Source organism: Bavariicoccus seileri WCC 4188, assembly GCF_000421665.1.
GTDB lineage: Bacteria > Bacillota > Bacilli > Lactobacillales > Aerococcaceae > Bavariicoccus > Bavariicoccus seileri.
Map to the genome: position 1 here is coordinate 1 of NZ_ATXL01000017.1, position 24,325 is coordinate 24,325.

Sequence of the window (24,325 nt, forward strand, 5' to 3'; positions counted from 1 at the left end):
TTATTCAGAAAGAAATAGAACCTTGGATACATCACAGAATCAGACAGCTTATTCTCAAAAGATGGAAACTACCAAAAACAAAAATAACGAAGTTATTAAAATATGGATTAAATTTAGATAGTGCCAAAAGAATCGGTTATTCCAGAAAGAAATACTGGAGATTATCTAAATCACCAGAGGTTCACTGGGCCCTTACAAACGAAAGACTCCACCACTGGGGCTTAGTATCCCTAAGCGAAATGGTAGAGTCTGCTTACGCAAGATATTGAACCGCCGTATACGGATCCGTACGTACGGTGGTGTGAGAGGTCGGAGCCGTGAGGCTCCTCCTACTCGATTAGTTAGGTAATCTAACCAAGGTGTTATCTTATCTAGGCACTTAGTGTTGCTTTATTATAATTCTTCTATTATGATCGCCATTGCATCTGCACCAGTATGTGTCGTAATAACTGGGCTAGTGAATGTAACAGTAATAGGGATATTTGGGAAAGACTTTTTATAGCTATCGATAATAGCTTGGTTGAATTGTGAGAGTCCTGCATGGGCAAAATCGATGGCCTTGATCGCTTTTCCAGATGATAGGTAATCCTTACGTAAAAGGTCAAAGTGTTTTTGAACCACTTTCATTCCTCGTCCTTTACCTATAGTGACTAGAGTTGTATCAGTTAGTTGCATAAACACCTTGATGTTCAATAAATTACTGATCAATCCTGCAGCTTTAGATATTCGACCACCTTTTACTAAATTATCCAAATGGATGACATCCAAATATAGAAATGTTTTATCATGTACTTTCTGGATCTCTGTTAAAATCTCAGATACGCTAGCGTCAGTCTGCGACAATTCACACGCTCTTAACACCTGGCGCGCTAACCCTCTTGATGTCATTTTTGAATTGATGACTCGTACATCGCCATCAGCTAACTGAGCAGCTTGTTGCGCCGCATTGATTGTCCCACTGATGACATCCGTCAAATGAATAGAGATGACCGTACTACCATCTGAAGTTAAATCATTGTACACTTCGACAAACTCACCGATAGAGGGTTGAGACGTTTTTGGTAACGTCTGAGACTCTGACATCTTTTTAATAAATTCTTCTTTGGTAATGGTCACACCATCAATAAAATTTTCGTGTTCGAAATTGATATTTAAAGGTACAATCGTCAAATCAAGTTTCTTCAATTCAGCATCAGTTAAATCGACGGTTGAATCCGTTACTATTTTTATGGCAGTCATTTGAAAACTCCTTTACCTTATTACTGACATTTTACCACATTAATCAATCTTACTGTACAGCCATTGAACATTATTTTATGGTATACTCAACTAGTATGAGCAAGGAGAGGATATTATGGATGGATTGGTTGTCCTATATAAAGGAAAGGGAATGACAAGTCATGACTGTGTTAATCGTGTCCGTCGCATTCTGAAAACGAAAAAGGTTGGACATTCTGGAACTCTTGACCCAATGGTAGAGGGAGTATTGCCATTAGGTATAGGAAAGGGAACCAAAACACTAGAATATCTCTTAGATTATCCAAAGACTTATAGGGGAACAGTATTGATCGGTATAGCTACCGAAACTGAAGATATAGAAGGTAAAATTATTGATCGTAGAGCAGTAGAACATCCGTTTTCCGAATCTATTGTTGATCATGCCATCAAAAGCATGGTTGGTGATATTATTCAAATACCACCGTATTATTCTGCGGTGAAAGTGAAGGGTAAAAAACTTTATGAATATGCCAGAAATAACCAAGTCGTGGAAAGGCCTCGCCGAAAAGCACATATCTATCAATTTAATCGTACTTCAACGATACATTATGATGATAAAGATAAAACGGCATCTTTCGATATCATTGTAACTTGTTCAAAAGGGACATATATTAGAACCTTGTTAGTCGATTTAGGTCAGAAACTCGGATTCCCTGCAACGATGTCTTATTTAATGAGGACAGAAAGTGGCGGCTTTGATTTAGATCAATCTGTCAGACTAGAGGAGTTTGAAAAGGAGCCGCCTAGGTACCTCCTACCAATAGACGAGGCGCTCAAAAAATTTCACAGAAAAGAAATTCCAAGTAACTTAGAGACAATTGTTATAAACGGTGGCACCATTGAGATTGCTGATATTTCCATACAAGATTTCCCATTTGTGTTTACTAAGAGTGGAAAACCCGTTGCCGTCTATGATCATCACCCTACTAAAGACCATTTAATCAAGCCTTTAAAAATGTTTATATAAGTGAGAGGAATAATCGCATGAAAGTTATAAAACTAAAGCATCCATATGACCCATCCATCATTCCAAATGAACCTGTTGTACTCGCCCTTGGTTTCTTTGATGGTCTACATAGAGGACATCAAAGAGTCATTAAAACTGGGTTAACCATTGCCAAACGTAAAGGCATCAAACTAGCGTTGATGAGTTTTGACCGCCATCCAGCTATCGTATTTCAAAATGTGGATGAACATAAAATTCGGTATATTTCTCCTGAGCAACGTAAGTTAGAATTATTAGCAGATAATCACGTCGATATTTACTACGAAGTAGCCTTCACGAAAAAATTTGCCCATTTGAAACCTGTCGAGTTTGTCAGCCAATATATTGTCGCACTACATGCCGATACAGTTGTTGCTGGATTTGATTATACTTATGGTCCAAAAGAAATCGCAAATATGCCTTTATTACCAAAATATGCCGATAATCGGTTTGATATTGTCACTATTCCCGAAGAACGACTTCTAAATGGTAAAATTAGTTCCACACGCATTAGAGAATTTTTAAATGATGGGGATATGGCGAATGCAAATCGAATGCTAGGCTATCCTTATGAACTTGTCGGAAAAGTCATTCATGGCGATCATCGTGGACACCTATTAGGATTTCCAACGGCTAATATGGAGTTGGATCCAAAGGCTATTATACCAAGAGAAGGTGTATACGCTGTGACCGTTTTAGTAGAGGGACACTGGTATGGTGGTGTCGCATCGATTGGACGAAATACAACATTTGAACGAGGGAGAGAACAAACTGTTGAAATCTACATTATTGATTTTTCCAAAATGATTTATGGAAAAGTAATTAGAGTGCAGTTTTTGAACTATTTACGCTCACAAGTCGCGTTCGAAACGGCTGATGACTTGATTGCACAAATGCATCAGGACGAGCGAGATGCCACTGCGTTTTTAAAGGAACAAGCGAACTATTAAAATGCCAAACGTTGCTGAAGGAGACCATTATGACCAGTGCCTATATCCATATTCCTTTTTGCGAACAAATTTGCTATTATTGTGACTTCAATAAAGTGTTTATCGAGGGACAACCAGTCGACGATTACGTTAACTTACTAATCGAAGAATTCAGACTTTGGAACGAAAGAGAAACGATTTTACCTCTCAAATCGATCTATATTGGAGGAGGAACCCCAACTGCTTTATCTGTGAAGCAGTTTGAGGTTCTTTTTGATGGCATTAGAAACTATCTTCCACTCCGCAGAGGTGGAGAGTTTACCATTGAATGCAACCCTAATAATGCAACTAACGACTTATTGACTTGTTTTAAAAGAAATAACGTCAATCGCTTAAGTTTTGGTGTTCAATCGTTCAATGATGACTTACTCAAAAAAATAGGCCGAATTCATCGGTGCGATACGGTGTACAAGGCAATCAATCTCGCTGAACAGATAGGTTTTCATAATATTTCAATAGATTTGATTTACCGATTACCGAACCAAACGCTAGAAGATTTTCAGGATTCGTTGACAAAAGCGTTAGAGCTAGACTTGCCACACTATGCCATTTATTCATTGATTTTAGAGCAAAAAACGGTCTTCTATAATTTGATGAGACAAGGTAAACTACCTCTTCCTAGCGAGGATATCGAAGCAGATATGTTCGAAATGGCCATTGAATCTATGGAAAATGCAGGTAAACAGCATTACGAGATTAGCAATTTTGCTCAAGCTGGCTTTCAAAGTACTCACAATAAAGCCTATTGGAATGGCGAAGATTATTACGGCTTTGGAGCTGGTGCACATGGTCTTCTAGATGGCACCAGGTACCAAAACTTAGGTCCAATCAACCATTATATGGAGCCGTTACAAAAGCATGAGTTACCAATATTCAATACACTCCCTCTTAGTCAAAAAATGAAGATTGAAGAGTTCTTTTTCTTAGGTTTAAGACAAATGGAAGGTGTTTCTATTTCTTTGTTTGAAAAGAAATTCGGTCAGTCGATAGGAGAGTTGTATGGGGATGAAATCAGTCAGTTATTGGAAAAAGATCTCATTACTTTAGATGGTGATCATCTCGCATTGACTCGACGAGGTATCTTTCTTGGCAATGATGTTTTTTCTGAGTTTATGCTACTTGATCGATAATGAGATATAGCTAGAAGTATTCTTGTGATTTCTCTCAATTACGAACTAGATTTAAATTCAAATTTTCCTATTATGATGTCATTTAAAAGCTTTATACAGTAACGTTAGCACACAGTAAAATTATTCTATAAAAAATAGCCTTTTGGTTTGACATTATGCAAAGACGGTGTTATCTTATTATCAGGGTTAGCACTCAGCCTGTTCAAGTGCTAAAAAGAGGTGAGTGTAGTGTTAACCAAAAGACAAATCCATGTATTACAATTGGTTATTCAATTGTATTATGAGATTGGAGAACCCATCGGATCTAAAACATTGATGGAAAAAGGAGATTTGAATGTTAGTTCTGCCACTCTTCGTAATGAGATGATGCAATTGGAGTCTCTAGGTTTTCTCGAGAAGTTCCATACGTCATCTGGTAGGCTACCTTCAACAAGTGGCTATCGTTACTATATCGATCACATATTACCAACCGAAGATTCTGAGAAGCCATTTGACAGAATGGTGTTCCTAGCAGATTGGTTTGACCAACAATCGAGTGATCATGCTGAATTTGCTTTGAGAACGGCTGATTTGTTAGCACAGTTGTCCCATTTTACAACAGTATTAGTTGGGACAAAATTAGACGAACCGTCGATTTATAACGTTAAACTGATCGCAGTAGATTCTGATAAACTCTTGTTGATAGTGTTACTAGACAATGGAACCATCAAGCAAAGGCTTGCAGTCTTCAAGGAATCATTTGACAATAAAACGATTCAATTAGCTGAAAAGCAATTACAAGCGCTTTTGATTAATTATTCTACAAGAGTAGGGCAACAAAATATCAAAGTCTGGCTTTCATCGATGAACATGGCTGATGAGCAGTCATTAACCAGATTGATTAAACAATTGTATCATTATTTTAGTATCGCATCTGATGATTATATCCATATCTCAGGTCGACAACATATTCTCGATTCTAGTGACGATATTTCCCGAATCAAACGAGTCTATCGGCTGTTAGAGGACGAAGAAGAGTTGACACAACTTGTAGCTATCAATCAACCACTACAAGTAAAAATCGGTAAAGAGATTGGATTAGCAGATTTGACTGATTTCTCTGTCATATCTGCCAGATATCACCTAAATGAAACTGAAGATGCGCTCATGGCAGTTATCGGACCGGTAAATATGCCATATTCGCAATTGATTACAATGATGCGTTTTATAGAAAATCATTTTAATGACAAACAATAGCTATAAAGGAGATGATGAAGTGACCAATCACACTTCTGAAAAATCAGAAAAAAATAATAAAGAAACAAATGAATCAACGCCTAAGGTGGATACAACAAAAACAGACCAAACTTTTACATCTGAGACTAACCCTTCAAAGTCTAATGAGGCTCTTACAGAAGATGCCAAATTCTCACCTAAGTCAGTTGATTCAGATGAGTTAAACAAGCTTAAAGAAGAAAACGAAAGGTTGGAAGATCAAATTTTACGTGTTTCAGCTGAATTAGCAAATATTCAAAAAAGAAACGCTAAAGAGCGGTCAGACAACGCAAAATATAGATCACAGACCTTAGCAACCGAGTTGTTGCCAGCCATTGACAATCTTGAACGCGCGTTAGAGATAAAACCTGCTGTCGATCACCTCGATAATTTGGTGAAGGGACTTGAAATGGTACAAAACTCTATCGTCAAAGCTTTTAAAGATGAGGGAATTGAAGTGATTGACCCATTGGGTGAACCATTTGACCCTAAGTATCATCAAGCAGTACAAACCATGCCAGCCAGTGAAGGTCAAAAGAGCGATGTGGTTTGCCAAGTCCTACAAAAGGGCTACATATTGAAGGACAGAGTGATTCGTCCTGCAATGGTTATCGTAACGCAATAAAACATAAAGGAGATCATAGAACATGAGTAAAATAATAGGTATAGACTTAGGAACGACAAATTCAGCAGTAGCAGTACTAGAGGGTAATGAAGCAAAAATTATCCCTAACCCAGAAGGTAACCGTACAACACCATCTGTTGTCGCTTTTAAAAATGGCGAGATTCAAGTTGGTGAAGTTGCAAAACGTCAAGCTGTTACTAACCCTGATACTGTTAGTTCTATCAAACGTCATATGGGAGAAAGTGGCTACAAAGTAACAGTTGGTGACAAATCGTATACACCACAAGAAATTTCAGCAATGATTCTACAATATATTAAGGGATATGCTGAAGATTATTTAGGTGATAAAGTTGAAAAAGCTGTTATTACTGTGCCAGCTTACTTTAATGATGCGCAACGTCAAGCAACTAAGGATGCCGGAAAGATTGCTGGATTAGAAGTTGAACGTATCGTCAATGAACCAACAGCAGCTGCTCTAGCATATGGCTTAGATAAAAAGAATACGGAAGAAAAAGTCTTGGTATTTGACCTTGGTGGTGGAACATTTGATGTTTCTATCCTTGAATTAGGTGATGGCGTATTTGACGTATTGTCTACAGCAGGGGATAACCACTTAGGTGGAGATGACTTTGACAACAAGATTATCGATTATCTCGTAGCTGAATTTAAAAAAGAAAATGGTATCGACTTATCTAAAGATAAGATGGCAATGCAAAGACTTAAAGACGCTGCCGAAAAAGCTAAAAAAGATTTGTCCGGTGTTACTCAAACTCAAATCAGCTTACCATTCATTTCAGCTGGAGAGACCGGTCCTTTGCATCTCGAAAAAACATTGACACGTTCTAAATTTGACCAATTAACTGAGGATTTAGTCGATCGTACAAAAAATCCTGTTCGCCAAGCTTTAAAAGATGCTAATTTAAAACCTAGCGATATTGATGAAGTCATTTTGGTTGGTGGGTCAACACGTATTCCAGCAGTAGTCGACGCTGTAAAACGTGAAACGAGCAAAGAACCAAATAAATCAGTAAATCCTGATGAAGTAGTCGCAATGGGTGCCGCTATTCAAGGTGGTGTCATCTCTGGTGATGTTAAAGATATAGTATTGCTAGATGTAACTCCATTGTCACTAGGTATTGAAACCATGGGTGGTGTGTTTACGAAACTAATTGATCGCAACACGACAATCCCAACAAGTAAATCACAAGTCTTCTCTACAGCAGCTGATAATCAACCAGCAGTTGATGTCCATGTCTTACAAGGTGAACGTCCAATGGCAGCCGATAATAAGACATTGGGTAGATTCCAATTAACAGATATTCCTGCTGCTCCTCGTGGTGTTCCACAAATCGAAGTTACTTTCGATATCGACAAGAATGGTATCGTAAATGTTCGTGCCAAAGATTTAGGAACCCAAAAAGAACAAGCCATCACGATTAAATCTACTTCTGGATTATCTGATGAAGAAATCGATCGTATGGTGAAAGATGCTGAAGCTAATGAAGAAGCAGATAAGAAACGTAAAGAAGAAGTCGATTTGAAGAATGAAGCTGACCAACTAGTCTTTACAGTCGATAAAACATTGAAAGAACTTCAAGGTAAAGTCGATGATGCTGAAGTAAAGAAGGCTGAAACAGCTAGAGATGACTTAAAGGCTGCATTGGAAGCAAATAATGTAGACGACATTAAAGCTAAAAAAGATGCCTTGAACGAAATTGTTCAAAATCTGTCAGTCAAGCTTTATGAACAAGCTCAAAAAGATGCTGCAGCAGGACAATCTCCTGAAGCAGAAAAAGCTGCAGAAGAAGCCGCTTCAAAGGGTGACGATGATGTAGTGGATGCTGACTTTGAAGAAGTCGACGACAAATAATATACTTGAGGAGGCAATTTAATGGCAAAGAGAGATTACTATGAAGTCTTAGGTGTTGCCAAAGATGCTTCTGACCAAGATATCAAACGAGCGTATCGCAAGTTATCAAAAAAATACCATCCTGACATCAATAAAGAGCCCGGTGCTGAGGAAAAGTTCAAAGAAGTTTCCGAAGCCTATGAATGTCTTAGTGACGCTCAAAAAAGAGCAGCCTATGATCAATATGGTCACGCTGCTACTGATCCTAATTTTAGGAGCGGTGGCGCTAATGGTGGATTTGATGGGTTTGGTGGATTCAACGGTGGTGGTTTTACTGGTGGGTTTGATGATATCTTTAACACGTTCTTTGGTGGAGGAGGCGGAAGGACTCGTAATCCAAATGCGCCTCAACGAGGACAAGATTTACAATATGTCATTGATCTATCCTTTGAAGAAGCCATTTCTGGTAAGAAAGAAACGCTACATTATCACCGCCATGGCGTCTGTAAAACGTGTAATGGTACAGGTGCAAAACCTGGTACTTCTCCAAAAACGTGTCATAAATGCCACGGGAGTGGTGTGATAAATGTTGAGCAAAATACGCCATTTGGCCGAGTAATGACACAAACTACTTGTGATGTCTGTCATGGCACGGGGCAAGAAATAACAGAAAAATGTCCTACCTGCCATGGTACAGGTCATGTAGAAGAACAACATAAAGTGGTTGTTACGATACCAGCTGGTGTCGAAGATGGTCACCAAATGCGGTTAAGCGGTCAAGGTGAAGCTGGTAAAAATGGTGGTCCTTATGGTGACTTATATGTCATATTTAGAGTAGCCAAAAGTGACATTTTTGAACGTAATGGTTCGGAAATATACTTTACTTTACCAATTAATTTTGTTCAAGCTGCCTTGGGTGACGAAGTAGAAGTTCCTACTGTTCATGGTCCGATAAAGATGAAAATACCCGCTGGCATCCAAAGTGGCGCTCGCCTTAGACTGAATGGCAAAGGTGCTCCTAAATTGAGAGGAAACCAAAATGGTGATCAACATGTCACTATCAAGGTCATGACACCTAAGAAGTTGAATGATGAGCAAAAAGAAGCTCTAAGAGCATATGGTAAAACAATGGGCAATCAAGTTAGTGAAGAAGAATCCAACTTTTTTGATAAAATGAAGAGGTATTGGAATAAAAAATAAGGCTTGATGCACACTTATAGTTAAATTAAAAAAAGTAATGTGAACTCATATTGGTTTGCATTACTTTTTTTGAGTTGTATCCTTTCTATATCAAGCTTTCATCTGATAAACTAAGAGTAATAAATTTTAGTTGTTAAAAATGAGGAGTAATGACTGTGGACATTTTACATTTAATCAAACGTGATCCTATCGCAAAATCTCGGTGGTTTAAAGGGACATTCGGGATTGAACGAGAAGGACTAAGAATAACAGAAGACGGGAATATAGCTCAAACTTCACATCCGACAAGTTTAGGAAATAGAAGCCAGCATCCCTTTATACAAACGGATTTTGCTGAATCACAATTAGAATTTATTACGCCAACTTGTCATTCTGTAAAGGCTACACTAGAGTGGTTGTCTGCAATTACGGCTGTTGGTTATCGAAATCTGGACGATGATGAATCGATTTGGCCTCTCAGTATGCCTTATTCTTATAAGGGCCTAAGTGACTTACGAGTGTCTCAATTAGAAGATGAACGAGAAGTTGATTATAGAAAGTATCTGATCAAACGCTATGGAAAGACAAGACAATTGATCAGTGGTATTCATTTTAATGTTGGACTAGATAACGAATTACTAAAGAGACTCTACTCCTTAACTCAAATGACTGACTCGAAGTACTCTTCTTTTAAGTCATTTCAAAACGATTGTTATTTTAAGATTGCACAACACTACCAGATGTATCAATGGTTTTACGTTTATTTATTTGCTGCAACACCTATAACTCATAAAGACTTTTTTGAATTAGCTCATGCACAACTACCAAAATTACCAGTACGTTCCCTACGTTCGAGCAAATACGGCTATGTGAACGATTCTTCTATTCATTTTGATTACCAATCACTGGCAGAGTTTGCCAAACAATTAACATCATATGTTAAAGAAGGGCATTTGGTAGCAGAAAAGGAGCTTTATGAACCTATTCGGTTTAGAGGGGCCGACTCTATCACTGATGTTGTTACTGATGGCATCAAGTATATTGAATTTAGACAAATAGATGTAGATCCTTATGATCCCTTAGGAATCAGCTCGTCTCAACTATATTTTACGCATTTGTTCTTATTGTTTTTATTAACTGACACGTTAAGCTATGATGTTACTAAAATTTCTACATATAAGAAAAAACTAGAAAAAGTAGCTCTAAGCACTCCTTCTACTCCACTTGATCCAAATTTAATGGGGGAGGCACGGACGATTCTATCTCAAATGCGAGAAATGTTAGAAATCGTAGCGGATGGCATAGCAACGACAACGTTACACATCATGAAAGAAGTACTAGAAGTTTGCGAGGAACGTATAGAAGATGTTAGTCTGACCCCTGCTTATGCAGTTATGGATGATTTTTCTGATCTAGAAAAAATAGCAAAAGATAGTTTTATACAAAAGAATAAAATCAAGGAAACCTACTATGAACTTCCTGGTTTTCAAGATTTAGAGCTATCAACCCAAGCGATAATGATGGATGCTATTAGACTTGGATTGACGATTGAAGTCATCGATAGATCTGATCAAATATTGCGTCTTGGCTATAAGAATCACATTGAATACGTTAAAGATGGTAATATGACTAGCTTGGATAATTACATTACGCCACTGTTAATGGCTAACAAAGTTGTCACTAAGAAGCTACTAGCCGAAAATGCCATCCATGTCCCAATTGGTCAACTATATGACAATGAAGATATAGCCCGACAGTCCTTTCCATCTTGGTGCCATAACTCAATTGTTATAAAACCTAAATCTACCAATTTTGGACTAGGAATCAGCATACTAGAGGGATTAGAAGAGGACAGTAAACAGTCATTTGAGATAGCTTTGACACATGCCTTTAACTATGATGATCAGGTTATTATTGAACTATTCCAACCCGGGACGGAATTTCGCTTTTTTGTCTTGAATAATCACGTACTGGCAGTGCTAAAAAGGGTGCCAGCTCATATTATTGGAGATGGGAAAAACGCAATCAACTCTCTAATCTCTACAAAAAATAGTAGCTTACTCAGAGGGAACGAACATGAAAAGCCATTGGTCAAAATCACTATTGATGACTCGGTATTAGCAGAAATTAAAAAGCAAGGGTATTCTTCTCTCAATGCTGTTCCTCCTAAAGATAAAGTCGTCTATTTGAGACGTAATTCTAACATATCCACAGGAGGAGACTCTGTTGACATGACCGATTTTATTCCTGACTTTTATAAAGAAATTGCTGTAAAAGCTGCTCAAACCTTAAACGCCAAAATTTGTGGTGTGGATATGATTATCGATATACCAAAAAAAACGGAACAACTTAATCAGGTGAGGGTGCCTGGCAATCTGCCATACGCCATAATAGAGGCTAACTTTAATCCCATGATGTCGATGCACATCTTTCCAGCAATTGGTAAATCTCGTGATGTCGCACATGCCATACTCAACGCCTTATTCCCAGAGTATCAATGACAAAGGGTACTATAATTGTTATAATTGATTGATGAAGAGGAAAGTGAGCGATCATCATAATGACTGAAGATTTAAGAGAAAGACAAAAACGAATCAGAAATTTTTCGATCATTGCCCATATTGATCATGGAAAATCAACTTTAGCTGATCGAATTTTACAACAAACTGATACGGTATCGGACAGAGAGATGCAAGACCAATTACTTGACTCGATGGACCTAGAAAGAGAACGTGGCATCACGATAAAATTAAATGCAGTAGAATTGGCTTATAAAGCAAGTGATGGTGAAACTTACATTTTCCATCTGATTGATACCCCTGGACATGTCGATTTTTCTTATGAAGTGTCTCGTAGCCTTGCGGCTTGTGAAGGAGCCATTCTAGTCGTTGATGCCGCACAAGGAATAGAAGCCCAAACCTTAGCGAATGTGTACTTAGCCATTGATAATGATTTGGAGATAATTCCTGTTATCAATAAAATTGACTTACCTGCTGCTGAACCCGAGAAGGTTCGGCAAGAAATTGAGGATGTCATTGGGATTGATGCATCAGAAGCCGTATTGGCTAGTGCCAAAACCGGCGTTGGCATTCCAGAAATTCTTGAGCAGATTGTTCATAAAATACCAGCTCCTGAAGGAGATATCAATCAACCGTTACAAGCACTGATTTTTGATTCTACTTATGATGCTTATAGAGGTGTGGTTCTTAGTATTCGTGTTAAGAATGGTATCGTTAAACCAGGTGATACGATCAAACTAATGAGTAATAATAAAGAATTTGAAGTTGTAGAAGTCGGAGTTATGACACCGAAAGCATTAAAGAGAGATTATCTTATGGTTGGTGATGTGGGATATATAACCGCTAGCATCAAGACAATTCAGGATACAAGAGTTGGCGATACTGTCACGCTAGCAAATTATCCGGCAAAAGAAGCTTTAGCTGGGTATCGTAAAATGAATCCAATGGTTTATTGTGGATTGTATCCCATCGAGTCTTCAAAATATAATGACCTCAGAGAAGCTCTTGAAAAGTTACAATTAAATGATTCATCTTTACAATTTGAACCTGAAACCTCCCAAGCTTTAGGATTTGGTTTTCGTTGTGGTTTTCTAGGATTACTCCATATGGATGTCGTTCAGGAAAGGCTTGAAAGAGAATTTGATCTTGATATTATTACCACAGCGCCAAGTGTTATCTATCACGTTTTAGCAACTGATCATCAGGAAGTCGAAGTATCTAACCCTGCTGATATGCCAGATAAAACCAAAATAGATAGCATAGAAGAGCCTTTCGTAAAAGCGAGTATAATGGTTCCAAATGACTACGTCGGTGCAGTAATGGAGATCTGTCAACGTAAGAGGGGCCAATTCCAAACGATGGACTACTTAGATGAATACCGTGTTACTATTATTTACCAAATGCCATTAGCAGAAATCATCTTTGATTTCTTCGATACATTGAAGTCTAACACGAAGGGTTATGCCTCACTCGATTATGAGATGTCTGGTTATAAACCAAGCAAACTAACAAAAATGGATATTTTAATCAATGGCGAAGTGGTTGATGCTTTCTCTACGATTGTTCACCAAGATTTTGCCTTTGATAGAGGAAAGGCAATTGTCGAAAAACTCAAAACATTGATCCCTAGGCAACAATTCGAAGTCCCAATTCAAGCTGCAATTGGAAACAAAATTTTAGCCAGAACTACTATCAAAGCCTTAAGAAAAAATGTACTAGCAAAGTGCTATGGTGGAGATGTGTCACGGAAACGTAAACTATTGGAAAAGCAAAAAGAAGGAAAGAAACGGTTGAAACAAGTTGGGTCAGTTGAAATTCCTCAAGCAGCATTTATGGCTGTCTTAAATCTTGATGATAATTCAGATGCTTAACATATTAACCTGATTTAGACATTTAGTTAAAAAATTGCCAAAAGGGGGAAGCAGACGCTTTCCCCTTTTAATTATTACTGCTTAATGGCTTAATGATTACTATGAGGATTTCCAGGGTTTAAGAATTTCTTTTTTAATGGCCCATCAGTACGAGTGATATGTCTTACAGGAAGTTTATTTTTGTCAGTAAAGACTACTAATAAGTTTTCTATTTGGCGTTCATTTGCAGCAGGATGATTTGGATACCTTGAGACTGCTTCTTGATATAGCGGGGTATAGTACAGATTAAATAACTCCGCCAGCAAATTGAGTCTAGCAGCTTTTTCATTGCTATTTGCGTCTATCATTTGCATCAGTTTAGCCATTTGATTAAGATGAGCTAAATAGTTAGTCATAGTGCTATCTCCAATCATAAAAGAGTTACATCATTATAGCATCATGGTACAATAATCGTATTAGAATTAGAATAGGTGATCACTTGAAAACAATAGAATTACAATACATTTCCAAACAATATTCAGAAAAAAAACTACTAGATGAGGTCGATTTGGTCATTTCAACCGGACAAAAAGTTGCTTTAGTCGGCCATAATGGGACCGGTAAAAGTACTCTTTTAAAGATCATCAGTGGGGAAGAACCGATGGATAGTGGAGATATTATCAAGCCAAATGATTATACGATCAGCTATTTATCTCAAAATGTCGCCTTCTCATCAGATGAAACTGTGAGAGAGTTCGTGTTAAATGGTAGTAAAAAAGGGCGCATTTTACAATCATATGAGGCTATCACAAAATCATTAGAAACCGATCCAAACAACAGTGATCTTGTTACAAAGTTTCAAAACGCGGAATCCTTGATTATCAAATACGATGTCTGGTCTTATGAAGCTGAAATGAAACGTTTATTGAGCAATCTTGGTGTTTTGGCTGAAGACAAAAAGTTAAAGGACTTATCTGGTGGTCAGCAAAAAAGGGTGGCATTAGTAAGAGCATTACTCAATAAATCAGATCTTCTTTTATTAGATGAACCATCCAATCATTTAGATATTAGAGCTATCACTTGGCTAGAAGAATACCTAAAGGCTTATCAAGGGGCGTTGATCATGATTACTCACGATCGCTATTTTCTTGATCAAGTCGTCCAACATATCTTACTATTAGAAAACGGAAAGCTAACGCTTTTTAACGGGAATTACCAATCATATCTCAATCAAAAAAACGATTTGGAAGAAAAAAATGCACTTTTAGAACACAAGCAGAAACAGCTCTTCAAAAAAGAACAGGACTGGATGAGACAAGGTGCTAAAGCTCGGTCTACTAAACAACAAGCACGTATAGAGCGATTTAACACATTAAAAGACACTATAGATAATCAGCCGTCTGCAAAAAAAAAATTATCTCTTGATTTCTCAAGTGATCGACTAGGAAAAAAAGGAATCGTATTCGAAAATTTCTCCTATAATGCCTATGGTAAACCCATTATGGCAGATTTGACGAGAAGTGTTAAAAAAGGGGAACGGATTGGAATCATTGGTACAAACGGTGTTGGTAAAACCTCTTTGTTGACAGCTATTTTTAAAGAAAAACCTGGAATTACTAGCGGTGAAACAGTCAAGATGGGGTATTATCGCCAACATCACCAGGATTTACCTGAAGATCTTTCTTTACTTGATTACCTTAAAAAAGTCGGTTATGACAAAAAAGCTACAACTGAGGAAATCAATTCAATCCCAGAATTATTAGAACGTTTTTTGTTTAAGAGAGAAATGCAGCATACCTTAATTAATCGTTTATCTGGTGGGGAGCAAAAAAGGCTATACTTGATTAGCATTCTCATGCTAAAGCCGAATGTATTGCTTTTGGACGAACCTACCAATGACCTTGATATAGAGACCTTAACAATACTTGAAACTTACCTTAGAGAGTTTCCGGGAATTGTATTCGTCGTATCTCATGATCGTTACTTTCTTGAGCAAGTGGTCACTGATAATCTAGTAATGACTAGTGATGGAGCCCATTTGTTTGTGAGTAACACTAAGGATGCGACAGCTATGATCATCGCCGATACACCTGAACCAGTTGATAAAACTACCAAAGACAATGCGGTAGAGGTGTTGGACGGCTCATCTTCTAAAAGCTCTGATTCCAAAATTCAGAATGGAAGCAAAAGTGTCGACCAAAACGCGACCGGAACTTCAAAGAGAAAAATAAGTTATAATGAGAAGCGTGAATGGGAAACGTTGGAGGCCCGTATAGAAGCGATTGAAGCAAAAATCAGCACCTTAGACGAACAAATGATTGACTTCCAAACTGATTTTGAAAAACAAATGAGTTTAGGAGAAACGAGAAAAGAGCTATCGACTCAATTAGATCAGCTGATGGCTCGTTGGGAAGAGTTAGCACCTTATTTTGAATAATGGAGGAATGCACATGATAAATTTTATTTGGGCAGAGGATCAAAATGGTGGTATTGGTTATCACAACCATCTTCCTTTCCATCAACCCAAAGATTTGAACTATTTTAAGACTGCTACCATGGGGCATGCTGTGGTTATGGGCAGAAAAACCTTTGAAAGTATCGGGAAAAGGTCATTGCCTAACAGAGCTAATTATGTCTTTACGAGACAATCTGACTATGATTTTAAAGAAGCTAAGCCCATTACTAAAGAGGAATTAGTCGCTTTAGCCAAAACAACATCAGTTTTTATAATCGGAGGTAATAGTGTTTTTCGGTTATTTTTGGAGGAGGTAGATTACCTTTATAGAACGGTTGTAGATGGTGTTTATCCAGCCGATACTTACATTCTCCCTATTGATTACGATAAGTTTGATTTGGTCAAACAAACGGAAGAAATTGGAGAGAATGATACTCGCTTAACTTTTCAAGTTTGGAAACGAAAGACGTTACACTAAGGGAAAATGAAGAATAGGAAGAAGAATGATGACAAAAAAATGGTTATCTTACAAAAATGGATTTTGGATTTTGCTGGCTCTTAATGTCGTTGTTGTGTCGATGATTGCCTTTTTTATCATTAAGGTCACTTCTGAACCAGCGGAAACTAGCAATAAAAATGAGCCTGCACCTTCCTCCGATGCGCGATTAACGTCTTTCACCATTGATCTAACGCAGGAGCAGTTAGTTGAATTTTTAAACCATTTGATTGATCCCTCACAGAACCTATCATTTAGTACAATTGATACGAACGTGGTGCTTGAAACTGAAGTTCAGTATCTAGGACTCAGTTCTGTTATTCAAATAGAAGCATATCCATCAAGTGTTGACGATGGTAATATGAGTTTTTTAATCGAATACGTCCGTATAGGATCAATTGAAGTTCCAAAGGATCTTTTCTTTCAAATGATTGGCAATCAGCTACCTGAATGGCTGTCTTATAATAGAGGAGAACAACGGTTAGTGACAGATTTTTCTTTACTAGAAATTCCTGTTTTAGCAGGCATCTCTGCAACTAACATAGATCCAAAAGATAATAGATACGAGTTTGAGATGAACATCAGTTGGGAGCAACTTCTGGAGTATTTAGAAAGTGGGAATGAAATTGAATAAGCCATTTTATGATTATGTCATGTCATACCGCAATAAACATCACTTCTTAGATGAGTCTGCTGAATTTGCAAACCTCGTCCATGAAGATTTACAGTTTCCAAAGCAAACAAGTGATTTTCATACAATCACCGATTATCTTGAAATGAACCCTGAGTACTCTATCTTTATCGATGTATTTGATAAGATCTGGGCTAAGTATACGGAAGAATGTGGTCATAACTGACCTCTCATGGTCAACCACATTTAAGCTGTATCTCAATTGCATTAATCAGATTTTAAGCACTATATGGTAAGCTTTAATACTTACAAAAGAATCATATTTATAGTATTATTTTTATAGAGATAAAATCGTTTGCCATATAAATAATTAAATATATATCGTTCATGGTAATGGTGACATTTAGTTTTTATTTTTGTCTCTACCAAGAAGAATATTTATTCCTGAAGGGGTATCAGTTAATCTCCAACTTTAAATTTAAATTAAATCTATTTTAATTTCTAGAATAATTGACATATTTTAGCTATGATTATGAAAAGAAGAGCACTCATAAAGTTAACTGTATCGGGTGTTTTCTTTTGACACCTAGGCATTACTGAGAAGCACTTTTTTATGATGAATTGAGTTCAACTTGGCTTATCACATTTAAGTTTTTATGATAAAAGTCACTATGACTTAATTCTATACTATCCAACAATTAAAGGAGTTTTTTTATGAGCATCCATATAGGAGCTGAAAAGCACGAAATTGCACCAAAAGTATTATTCCCTGGTGACCCGTTAAGAGCCAAATATATTGCTGAGAACTATCTGAGTGATGTCAGTCAATATACTCGGGTAAGAAACATGTTTGGGTATACAGGACTGTATAAGGGAGAAAAAATCTCCGTTCAAGGTTCAGGTATGGGGATTCCTTCATCAATGATCTATGCCAATGAGCTTTACCAATCATACGATGTCGAACAGATCATTAGAGTCGGAACGGCTGGCGCTTTAAAAAAAGATATTCATGTTAGAGATATTGTTTTGGCCCAGGGAGCAACAACCGATTCAAGTATCATCAATAATATATTCTTAAACCAGGTCAATTACAGTCCAATCGCGAGTTTTGGTTTGCTAGATAAAGCCTATCATTTAGCCAAAGAAAAGAAATTGGCTGTACATGTTGGAAATGTTCTATCTTCTGATCGTTTCTATAATCAGGAGCTAGATAAAAACAAACTAGCAGAATATGGCATCTTAGCAGTGGAAATGGAAGCAGCTGGTCTTTATACACTTTCGGCTCAATATAACAGAGAAGCATTAGCAATTTTAACAATCAGTGACCACATTTTGACAGGGGAAGAGACTAGCTCTGAAGAACGAGAGAAAACTTTCAATGCTATGATGAAACTTGCTTTATCTGTTTTGCATTAGTCTCGAGAATGTTTCATCTAACGCATTTCTAAACACATTCCTTACATTTAGTTGTAGCTTTTCGTTGAAACCACTCTTAAGTTGACAGCATTTTTAATAAGATGACTCTTCAAACAGCTACTTCTTTTATTTCTTCTAATAGTGTTCAATCACCGATGATCACTTTTGGTTACTCGTCTCAAAAAGGGGCTTCAATTATGGAAAATAATACAAATAACAATTTAGACAATAACAAAGATATCAACAGTCAAAAGGATCCTGATAAAAAAGTAAATAAAGAAACACCTAAAAAGTGGCAATGGAGAGAATTTTTTATTGGTGTTGTTCTAACCTCTCTAGTGGCCTTCGGGACATTTTTGGGATTTTATTATCTCCCTTCCTTGTCAAACGGTTCTACTTCTCAGGGTGAGGATAGTGGCACTTTAGTAGCACCTAATGAAAACGATAATGCTGAAACGAAACATCTTTCTGAAGAAGCCATCAACCAATTAAATACTATATATAATACGCTATACAATAATTATGTTGAAAAAATCGACGAAGATGCCCTTGTCAAAGGGGCTCTGTCAGGAATGACTTCTGCTACAAATGATCCCTATACTGAATACCTTGACGAAACACAAACGCAATCACTCACTGAAACAACCGATAGTGAATTTGAAGGTATTGGAGCAACATTATCTCAGGATGGTGGCAAAATCATCATAATTGCACCTATTAAAGAAACTCCTGCAGACAAAGCCGGATTGCAAGCAAATGATCAGATCACAGCAGTCGATGGCAATCCAGTAGATGGTAAGGCATTGACCGAAGTTGTCCAAGAAATTAGGGGCAAAAAAGGCACAGATGTCGTGATAACTATAAAAAGGGGAAGTCAAACCCAAGATTATACCATAACCAGGGATAGCATTCCCGTGACAACAGTCACAGCAAATATAGATGAGCAAGACAAGTCGATTGGTTATATCCAAATTACCAATTTTGCACGGCCAACAGCGGAAGAACTTGAAACTACTATTAAAGATCTTAGAGAACAAGGAGCTAAGCGCTTTGTTATCGACTTAAGACAAAATCCGGGTGGTCTATTAGATCAAGCTATTGCGATTTCAAATATGTTTGTCCCTGACGACAAAACGATTGTTGAAATAGAATCTAGATCACACGATAAGCAATCTTATAAAGCAAGCGAGGCTTTAGGTGAGTTTAAAGTGACTGAACCAACTGTAGCACTTATCGATGGTGGTTCTGCCAGTGCATCAGAAATCGTAGCTGGTGCCATCAATCAATCAGGAGAAGTCCCGTTAGTTGGATCCAATAGTTTCGGAAAGGGCACAGTTCAAAATGTTCTTGATCTTACCGATAAAACTGAACTAAAATTTACCATCGCAAAATGGTTGACACCCGATGGTAGTTGGATTCATAAGAAGGGAATCAAACCTGAATATGTTGTAGAGAGACCTAGTTATGCCTCACTATTAGTCGTTTCACCTGATGAAGATATAGCCTATAAGAAAGAGAACGAAAAAGTCCTTAATTTGAACCAAGTTTTAGCTGCTCTCAATTATGATGTGGAACCTAGTATTCGATTTGATGATGCTACAAAAGCTGCTATAGAGGCCTTCCAACGTGATAGCAACCTAAATGTAACTGGAACTTTGGATGATGATACTGCGGCTCAGATGACGATTAAATTACGCGATAAAATCAAAGAGAACGATACCCAATTAGATAAAGCTCGATCTGTACTAGAAGAACTAGGGAGTAAGTAGAGATGAAACGGTGGCTAATATCTAAGTGGTGGCATAGATCTATTATCGCGGTCGTTCTATCATTTTTGATAGTTATTATTATGCGATTATGGCTCTTTATTCCTTCTCAAATCATTGGACAGTCAATGGAGCCTACACTTCATCCCAATGATACCGTTGTTTTTGCTACTATTGGAGAGTTAGACCGATTCGACATAGTATTGTTCAAAGATGCCGGTCAACAAACCTATATCAAGAGAATCATTGGGCTGCCTGGAGAAAAAATTGATTATAAAGATGGTATTCTTTATATTGATGATCAAGCTGTTGATGAAGATAGTGCAACTGGTATCCCTGATATTTCCGAGGATACTGCTAACTTTGTTATGTCATCACTAGGAGATGACTCTGTCATTCCAGAAAACCATTATTTTGTATTAGGAGATAATCGGTCAGCAAGCAATGATAGTCGTATGTTTGGTTTTGTTCCTAAAGAGACTATTATTGGAAAAGCCTTTTTTAGAGTCATGCCATTTAAATTTCTATAGAAAGAGTGTTGTCGATGAAATATCCAAAATCAGATGTACCAGAAAAAAAAGATGATAGTGGCATTGTCAAAAATTTACCATCTCGGAATATGAGTCATAAAGTGAAAGTTTCTAAAAAAGGAAAGAAGACTAAAGAAAAGGACAAAGTTCCGCAAAAGCATGGTTTTATCCGAGAAGTATTGAGTTGGATTGGAACAATAGTCGTTGCATTTGTAATCTTCTTCTTTTTACAAACTTACGTCTTTGCTCAATACCGGGTCAGTGGAGACTCCATGTACCCAACTCTTAAAAACGGCGAGCGTGTTTTTGCAAATAAATTAGAGTCAATCAATAGATTTGATGTAGTCGTCTTTGATGCCCCAGATGCTAATGAAGAGTATGTTAAACGCGTTATAGGCATTCCAGGAGATGAAATTACTCATCTTGATGGCAAGCTATTCGTCAACGACCAATTAGTTCCTGAAGAATTTATAAACAGTGAACCAACAGATGAATCACAGAATTTTGATGGCAATGGTGATTTCTCGATGATAGCTGTAACGGGAGAATTAACAGTACCTGAAGGCAAGTTATTTGTTTTGGGGGATAACCGTAGTAACTCGAATGATTCCAGAAACTTTGGTTTTATTGACGAGAAAAATGCTCATGGAGTTGTTAGATTAGTAGTTTGGCCACTCAATGAATTTGGGCTCTTAACAGATTATCATAAAGAGCTCGACCTAGAGGAGAATGAGAAATGACTATCCAATGGTATCCTGGTCACATGGCAAAAGCGATTCGTGAAGCCAAAGAAAAACTGAATTTAGTGGACCTTGTGATTGAGTGTTTGGATGCTAGGGTCCCAATAAGTAGTCGTAACCCAAAAATTGATGAATTATTAGGGGATAAAAAGAGACTCATTGTTTTCACCAAAGTTGATTTAGCAGACTCTCAGAAAACAATGGTCTTCAAACAGTACTATGAAGATAAGGGTATACCGGTCATTCTGGTTAATGCTAAAAATGGGAAGGGTATCGATAATCTATTGGTAGCCATCAAAGAACAAATGGCAGAAAAACACGACAAGGCAAAAGAAAAGGGCGTCCATTTTAAAACAACTCGCTTGATGATTTTAGGTATTCCAAATGCTGGAAAATCAACTCTGATTAATCGTTTGATCGGAAAAAATCAAGCGATAACAGCTAATAAACCTGGAGTCACACAAGCCCAACGTTGGTTAAAGCTCAATCAAGATCTTGAACTTCTAGATACTCCTGGAATATTATGGCCTAAATTCGAGGTTGAATATGTGGGAGAAAAGTTAGCTCTAACAGGTGCCATAAAAGATTCACTGTTTTATAAAGATGATGTTGCCTTATTTGCACTTTCTCAATTTTCCCCTGCTCAGAAAGAAGCATTTACTAATATCTATTCTTTAAGCTTTCCTGAGAGTTCTGACGAGTTCCCTCAACTATTAATGGACCTTGCCAAAACCAGGGGTTACCGTGATGACTATGAAAAGGCAAGTCACCAACTCATTTATGATATAAGAAGTGGAAAATTAGGTCGAATGACATTTGATGCTCTTCCGCCTGAAAAAGAAACTATAGTTGTAGAGGAAAATGAATCAGATGCCGAATAAACTAACATTGAAACAACTGAAACAACAACTCGCTGCCATCGAAGACCCTACAGACTCATTATTGAGTGCACTAAAATCTGATGACCGAGTGGGTGTTCAAAAATTATTGCAACAATGGCATACAACTTATGATCAAAAATGTGCTAGGGAAGAACGTTTTAGACATATGCGTCATTATGAAGGGCACTACCTGAACAAAGGTGCTACAAAAATTGTAGGAGTTGATGAAGTTGGTAGGGGGCCACTAGCTGGTCCTGTAGTTGTAGCTGCAGTTGCCCTACCCGGTGATATCGTTGATGTTGGATTGGACGATAGCAAACGATTGTCTCATTCTAAACGGGCAGAGTTGGTCAACTGGATTAAGAAAGAAGCCATTGCTTATAAAATTGTGGCTAAGGATTCTAAGGTTATAGATCACTATAACATCCTGGAAGCAACTCGGATGGCAATGACTGAGGCGGTCATGGCGATTGCTGATGATCAAACTGTGGTGTTGACTGATGCTATGAAGCTACCAATCTCATTAAAACAAATTGATCTTATCAAGGGCGACCAACGAAGTGTTTCCATTGCCGCAGCCAGTATACTGGCAAAGGAGTATCGTGATGGGTTAATGAAAGAGTATGCTGAACTTTATCCACATTACGATTTCCAACATAATATGGGATACGGTACAAAGAAGCATCTACAGGGTTTAAGCCTATATGGAGCAACGCCTATACATCGTCTGTCCTTTAGTCCAGTCATGACATCTGTTCAATCTCTTCGCTCAAACAAGGGTATAAAATGAGATAGAAAAGACCTCTAATTACAACTGTTTCAGTATAACAAGCTTTCTTGTTCGTCGTTTATGATCACTCTTTCATCTTTTAGATGGAAGGAGTGATTTTTTGATTCAATTAAACTTTTTAATTTTGGCCATACATGTAACAAAATTACCGATTCAGCAAAAATTCAAACTAGTATTGTCACTGATTAAACAAGAACGTTCAGTTATCAGTTGGCGTGAATGGCGTGAGTTATGCTATGTTCATCACTTAAAAACCCATCTAAATTGGGGATTGGCAGAGGAGATTGACCAAAGCTCAACGTATATCAGCATTGCAGATGAGCGTTATCCAGACTTTTTGGCGGATATCTATCGACCACCACTCATTTTATTTTACGAAGGAGACCCTTCATTATTGAATCAACAGGGGATTTCTTTGGTCGGCAGTCGTAAAATGTCGTCTTATGGTCAAAGAGCTATCTCTCATATTTTGACACAAATTGCCAAGAGCGAAGACTTAAACCAGCTTCCTATTATTAGCGGTTTAGCATTAGGGGTAGATGGCTGGTCCCATAGAATGGCTTTGAAAAACAAGTTGAGACCCATCGGAATAATAGGAACTGGATTAGATGTTTTCTATCCATCTGCCCACAAAAATCTGCAATTAGATGTAGCTACTAAAGGTCTATTATTAAGCGAATATTTTCCAGGTACGAGTCCAAGAAAGCATCACTTTCCTAGTCGAAACCGAATTATTGCTGGATTATCCTCCAAAGTAATTATAGTAGAAGCGGAAGAAAAAAGTGGTAGCTTAATCACTGCAAATCTAGCCTTGCAAGAAAACCGTGATATATTCGCTGTACCGGGAAATATGGACTCGGGATTATCAGTGGGAACAAATCAATTAATTCAAGCTGGAGCAACTCCTTTATTAGACGTCTCTGACTTAACTATTTGACAAATGTGTTGAGGTAGCATAATAT

The 24,325-nt window shown here is 37.5% G+C and carries 22 protein-coding genes and 1 pseudogene; 21 read left to right on the top strand and 2 right to left on the bottom strand.

The window, feature by feature from the left end; all coding sequences use genetic code 11:
* A pseudogene (locus tag H541_RS13510) lies at positions 1 to 269 on the top strand (group II intron reverse transcriptase/maturase); the annotation flags it as partial.
* Positions 270 to 393: 124 nt separating this feature from the next.
* Here the strand turns inward: H541_RS13510 and H541_RS0105020 are convergent.
* Positions 394 to 1,239: a DegV family protein gene (locus H541_RS0105020; RefSeq protein ID WP_022796245.1), complete on the bottom strand. Its 846-nt coding sequence runs from the start codon at positions 1,237 to 1,239 to the stop codon at positions 394 to 396.
* A gap of 115 nt (positions 1,240 to 1,354) precedes the next feature.
* Here H541_RS0105020 and truB point away from each other — a divergent pair, with 115 nt between their 5' ends.
* The 9 genes from truB (at position 1,355) to lepA (ending at position 13,679) form a co-directional block, all read left to right on the top strand.
* Positions 1,355 to 2,245 carry a tRNA pseudouridine(55) synthase TruB gene (truB, locus tag H541_RS0105025; RefSeq protein ID WP_022796246.1) on the top strand — a complete coding sequence of 297 codons (891 nt, stop codon included), beginning with the start codon at positions 1,355 to 1,357 and terminating at the stop codon, positions 2,243 to 2,245.
* Positions 2,246 to 2,262: 17 nt separating this feature from the next.
* Positions 2,263 to 3,213, top strand: coding sequence for a riboflavin biosynthesis protein RibF (ribF, locus tag H541_RS0105030; protein WP_022796247.1), 951 nt, complete (start codon positions 2,263 to 2,265; stop codon positions 3,211 to 3,213).
* A 29-nt stretch (positions 3,214 to 3,242) separates the two neighbouring features.
* A complete protein-coding gene (hemW, locus tag H541_RS0105035; protein WP_022796248.1) occupies positions 3,243 to 4,382 on the top strand; it encodes a radical SAM family heme chaperone HemW in 1,140 nt (379 codons plus the stop codon).
* 228 nt (positions 4,383 to 4,610) lie between these two features.
* Positions 4,611 to 5,618 carry a heat-inducible transcriptional repressor HrcA gene (gene hrcA / locus H541_RS0105040; RefSeq protein WP_022796249.1) on the top strand — a complete coding sequence of 336 codons (1,008 nt, stop codon included), beginning with the start codon at positions 4,611 to 4,613 and terminating at the stop codon, positions 5,616 to 5,618.
* A gap of 19 nt (positions 5,619 to 5,637) precedes the next feature.
* Positions 5,638 to 6,261 carry a nucleotide exchange factor GrpE gene (gene grpE / locus H541_RS0105045; protein ID WP_026501630.1) on the top strand — a complete coding sequence of 208 codons (624 nt, stop codon included), beginning with the start codon at positions 5,638 to 5,640 and terminating at the stop codon, positions 6,259 to 6,261.
* 22 nt (positions 6,262 to 6,283) lie between these two features.
* Positions 6,284 to 8,131: a molecular chaperone DnaK gene (gene dnaK / locus H541_RS0105050; protein WP_022796251.1), complete on the top strand. Its 1,848-nt coding sequence runs from the start codon at positions 6,284 to 6,286 to the stop codon at positions 8,129 to 8,131.
* Between the two features lie 21 nt (positions 8,132 to 8,152).
* Positions 8,153 to 9,310 carry a molecular chaperone DnaJ gene (gene dnaJ, locus H541_RS0105055; protein WP_022796252.1) on the top strand — a complete coding sequence of 386 codons (1,158 nt, stop codon included), beginning with the start codon at positions 8,153 to 8,155 and terminating at the stop codon, positions 9,308 to 9,310.
* A 155-nt stretch (positions 9,311 to 9,465) separates the two neighbouring features.
* Positions 9,466 to 11,790: a bifunctional glutamate--cysteine ligase GshA/glutathione synthetase GshB gene (gene gshAB, locus H541_RS0105060; protein WP_022796253.1), complete on the top strand. Its 2,325-nt coding sequence runs from the start codon at positions 9,466 to 9,468 to the stop codon at positions 11,788 to 11,790.
* A gap of 59 nt (positions 11,791 to 11,849) precedes the next feature.
* Entirely contained in the window at positions 11,850 to 13,679 is a 1,830-nt protein-coding gene (gene lepA, locus H541_RS0105065; RefSeq protein ID WP_022796254.1) for a translation elongation factor 4, read from the top strand.
* 89 nt (positions 13,680 to 13,768) lie between these two features.
* Here lepA and H541_RS0105070 read toward each other — a convergent pair whose 3' ends face one another.
* Entirely contained in the window at positions 13,769 to 14,074 is a 306-nt protein-coding gene (locus tag H541_RS0105070; protein WP_022796255.1) for a hypothetical protein, read from the bottom strand.
* Positions 14,075 to 14,157: 83 nt separating this feature from the next.
* Here H541_RS0105070 and H541_RS0105075 point away from each other — a divergent pair, with 83 nt between their 5' ends.
* The 11 genes from H541_RS0105075 (at position 14,158) to dprA (ending at position 24,300) form a co-directional block, all read left to right on the top strand.
* Positions 14,158 to 16,095 (top strand): ABC-F family ATP-binding cassette domain-containing protein, encoded by a 1,938-nt coding sequence (locus H541_RS0105075; protein WP_022796256.1) that lies wholly within the window; start codon positions 14,158 to 14,160, stop codon positions 16,093 to 16,095.
* A 13-nt stretch (positions 16,096 to 16,108) separates the two neighbouring features.
* The gene (locus H541_RS0105080; protein WP_022796257.1) at positions 16,109 to 16,591 is read left to right on the top strand and encodes a dihydrofolate reductase; all 483 of its coding nucleotides are present in this window, start codon (positions 16,109 to 16,111) and stop codon (positions 16,589 to 16,591) included.
* A gap of 28 nt (positions 16,592 to 16,619) precedes the next feature.
* A complete protein-coding gene (locus tag H541_RS0105085) occupies positions 16,620 to 17,243 on the top strand; it encodes a DUF2140 family protein (protein WP_022796258.1) in 624 nt (207 codons plus the stop codon).
* Positions 17,230 to 17,466: a YozE family protein gene (locus H541_RS0105090; RefSeq protein WP_022796259.1), complete on the top strand. Its 237-nt coding sequence runs from the start codon at positions 17,230 to 17,232 to the stop codon at positions 17,464 to 17,466. The genes H541_RS0105085 and H541_RS0105090 overlap by 14 nt, the downstream gene beginning before the upstream one ends.
* Positions 17,467 to 17,954: 488 nt before the next feature.
* Complete coding sequence (deoD, locus tag H541_RS0105095; RefSeq protein ID WP_022796260.1) at positions 17,955 to 18,656, top strand: purine-nucleoside phosphorylase; 702 nt, start codon at positions 17,955 to 17,957, stop codon at positions 18,654 to 18,656.
* A gap of 197 nt (positions 18,657 to 18,853) precedes the next feature.
* A complete protein-coding gene (locus tag H541_RS0105100) occupies positions 18,854 to 20,425 on the top strand; it encodes a S41 family peptidase (protein WP_022796261.1) in 1,572 nt (523 codons plus the stop codon).
* Positions 20,426 to 20,427: 2 nt separating this feature from the next.
* Positions 20,428 to 20,952: a signal peptidase I gene (gene lepB / locus H541_RS0105105; RefSeq protein WP_022796262.1), complete on the top strand. Its 525-nt coding sequence runs from the start codon at positions 20,428 to 20,430 to the stop codon at positions 20,950 to 20,952.
* Positions 20,953 to 20,966: 14 nt separating this feature from the next.
* The gene (gene lepB / locus H541_RS11610) at positions 20,967 to 21,692 is read left to right on the top strand and encodes a signal peptidase I (RefSeq protein ID WP_022796263.1); all 726 of its coding nucleotides are present in this window, start codon (positions 20,967 to 20,969) and stop codon (positions 21,690 to 21,692) included.
* A complete protein-coding gene (gene ylqF / locus H541_RS0105115; RefSeq protein WP_022796264.1) occupies positions 21,689 to 22,573 on the top strand; it encodes a ribosome biogenesis GTPase YlqF in 885 nt (294 codons plus the stop codon). The genes lepB (H541_RS11610) and ylqF overlap by 4 nt, the downstream gene beginning before the upstream one ends.
* The gene (locus H541_RS0105120) at positions 22,563 to 23,363 is read left to right on the top strand and encodes a ribonuclease HII (protein WP_022796265.1); all 801 of its coding nucleotides are present in this window, start codon (positions 22,563 to 22,565) and stop codon (positions 23,361 to 23,363) included. The genes ylqF and H541_RS0105120 overlap by 11 nt, the downstream gene beginning before the upstream one ends.
* Before the next feature lie 100 nt (positions 23,364 to 23,463).
* Positions 23,464 to 24,300, top strand: a complete 837-nt coding sequence (dprA, locus tag H541_RS0105125) for a DNA-processing protein DprA (RefSeq protein ID WP_022796266.1) — start codon at positions 23,464 to 23,466, stop codon at positions 24,298 to 24,300.
* The last annotated feature ends 25 nt before the right edge of the window (positions 24,301 to 24,325 follow it).

Excerpts from the sequence above, each read along its gene's own strand:
- H541_RS0105020 (WP_022796245.1), bottom strand. The coding sequence starts at position 1,239 with ATGACTGCCATAAAAATAGTAACGGATTCAACCGTCGATTTAACTGAT.
- truB (WP_022796246.1), top strand. The coding sequence starts at position 1,355 with ATGGATGGATTGGTTGTCCTATATAAAGGAAAGGGAATGACAAGTCAT.
- ribF (WP_022796247.1), top strand. The coding sequence starts at position 2,263 with ATGAAAGTTATAAAACTAAAGCATCCATATGACCCATCCATCATTCCA.
- hemW (WP_022796248.1), top strand. The coding sequence starts at position 3,243 with ATGACCAGTGCCTATATCCATATTCCTTTTTGCGAACAAATTTGCTAT.
- dnaK (WP_022796251.1), top strand. The coding sequence starts at position 6,284 with ATGAGTAAAATAATAGGTATAGACTTAGGAACGACAAATTCAGCAGTA.
- dnaJ (WP_022796252.1), top strand. The coding sequence starts at position 8,153 with ATGGCAAAGAGAGATTACTATGAAGTCTTAGGTGTTGCCAAAGATGCT.
- lepA (WP_022796254.1), top strand. The coding sequence starts at position 11,850 with ATGACTGAAGATTTAAGAGAAAGACAAAAACGAATCAGAAATTTTTCG.
- H541_RS0105070 (WP_022796255.1), bottom strand. The coding sequence starts at position 14,074 with ATGACTAACTATTTAGCTCATCTTAATCAAATGGCTAAACTGATGCAA.
- H541_RS0105080 (WP_022796257.1), top strand. The coding sequence starts at position 16,109 with ATGATAAATTTTATTTGGGCAGAGGATCAAAATGGTGGTATTGGTTAT.
- H541_RS0105085 (WP_022796258.1), top strand. The coding sequence starts at position 16,620 with ATGACAAAAAAATGGTTATCTTACAAAAATGGATTTTGGATTTTGCTG.
- H541_RS0105090 (WP_022796259.1), top strand. The coding sequence starts at position 17,230 with ATGAAATTGAATAAGCCATTTTATGATTATGTCATGTCATACCGCAAT.
- deoD (WP_022796260.1), top strand. The coding sequence starts at position 17,955 with ATGAGCATCCATATAGGAGCTGAAAAGCACGAAATTGCACCAAAAGTA.
- H541_RS0105100 (WP_022796261.1), top strand. The coding sequence starts at position 18,854 with ATGGAAAATAATACAAATAACAATTTAGACAATAACAAAGATATCAAC.
- lepB (WP_022796262.1), top strand. The coding sequence starts at position 20,428 with ATGAAACGGTGGCTAATATCTAAGTGGTGGCATAGATCTATTATCGCG.
- lepB (WP_022796263.1), top strand. The coding sequence starts at position 20,967 with ATGAAATATCCAAAATCAGATGTACCAGAAAAAAAAGATGATAGTGGC.
- ylqF (WP_022796264.1), top strand. The coding sequence starts at position 21,689 with ATGACTATCCAATGGTATCCTGGTCACATGGCAAAAGCGATTCGTGAA.
- H541_RS0105120 (WP_022796265.1), top strand. The coding sequence starts at position 22,563 with ATGCCGAATAAACTAACATTGAAACAACTGAAACAACAACTCGCTGCC.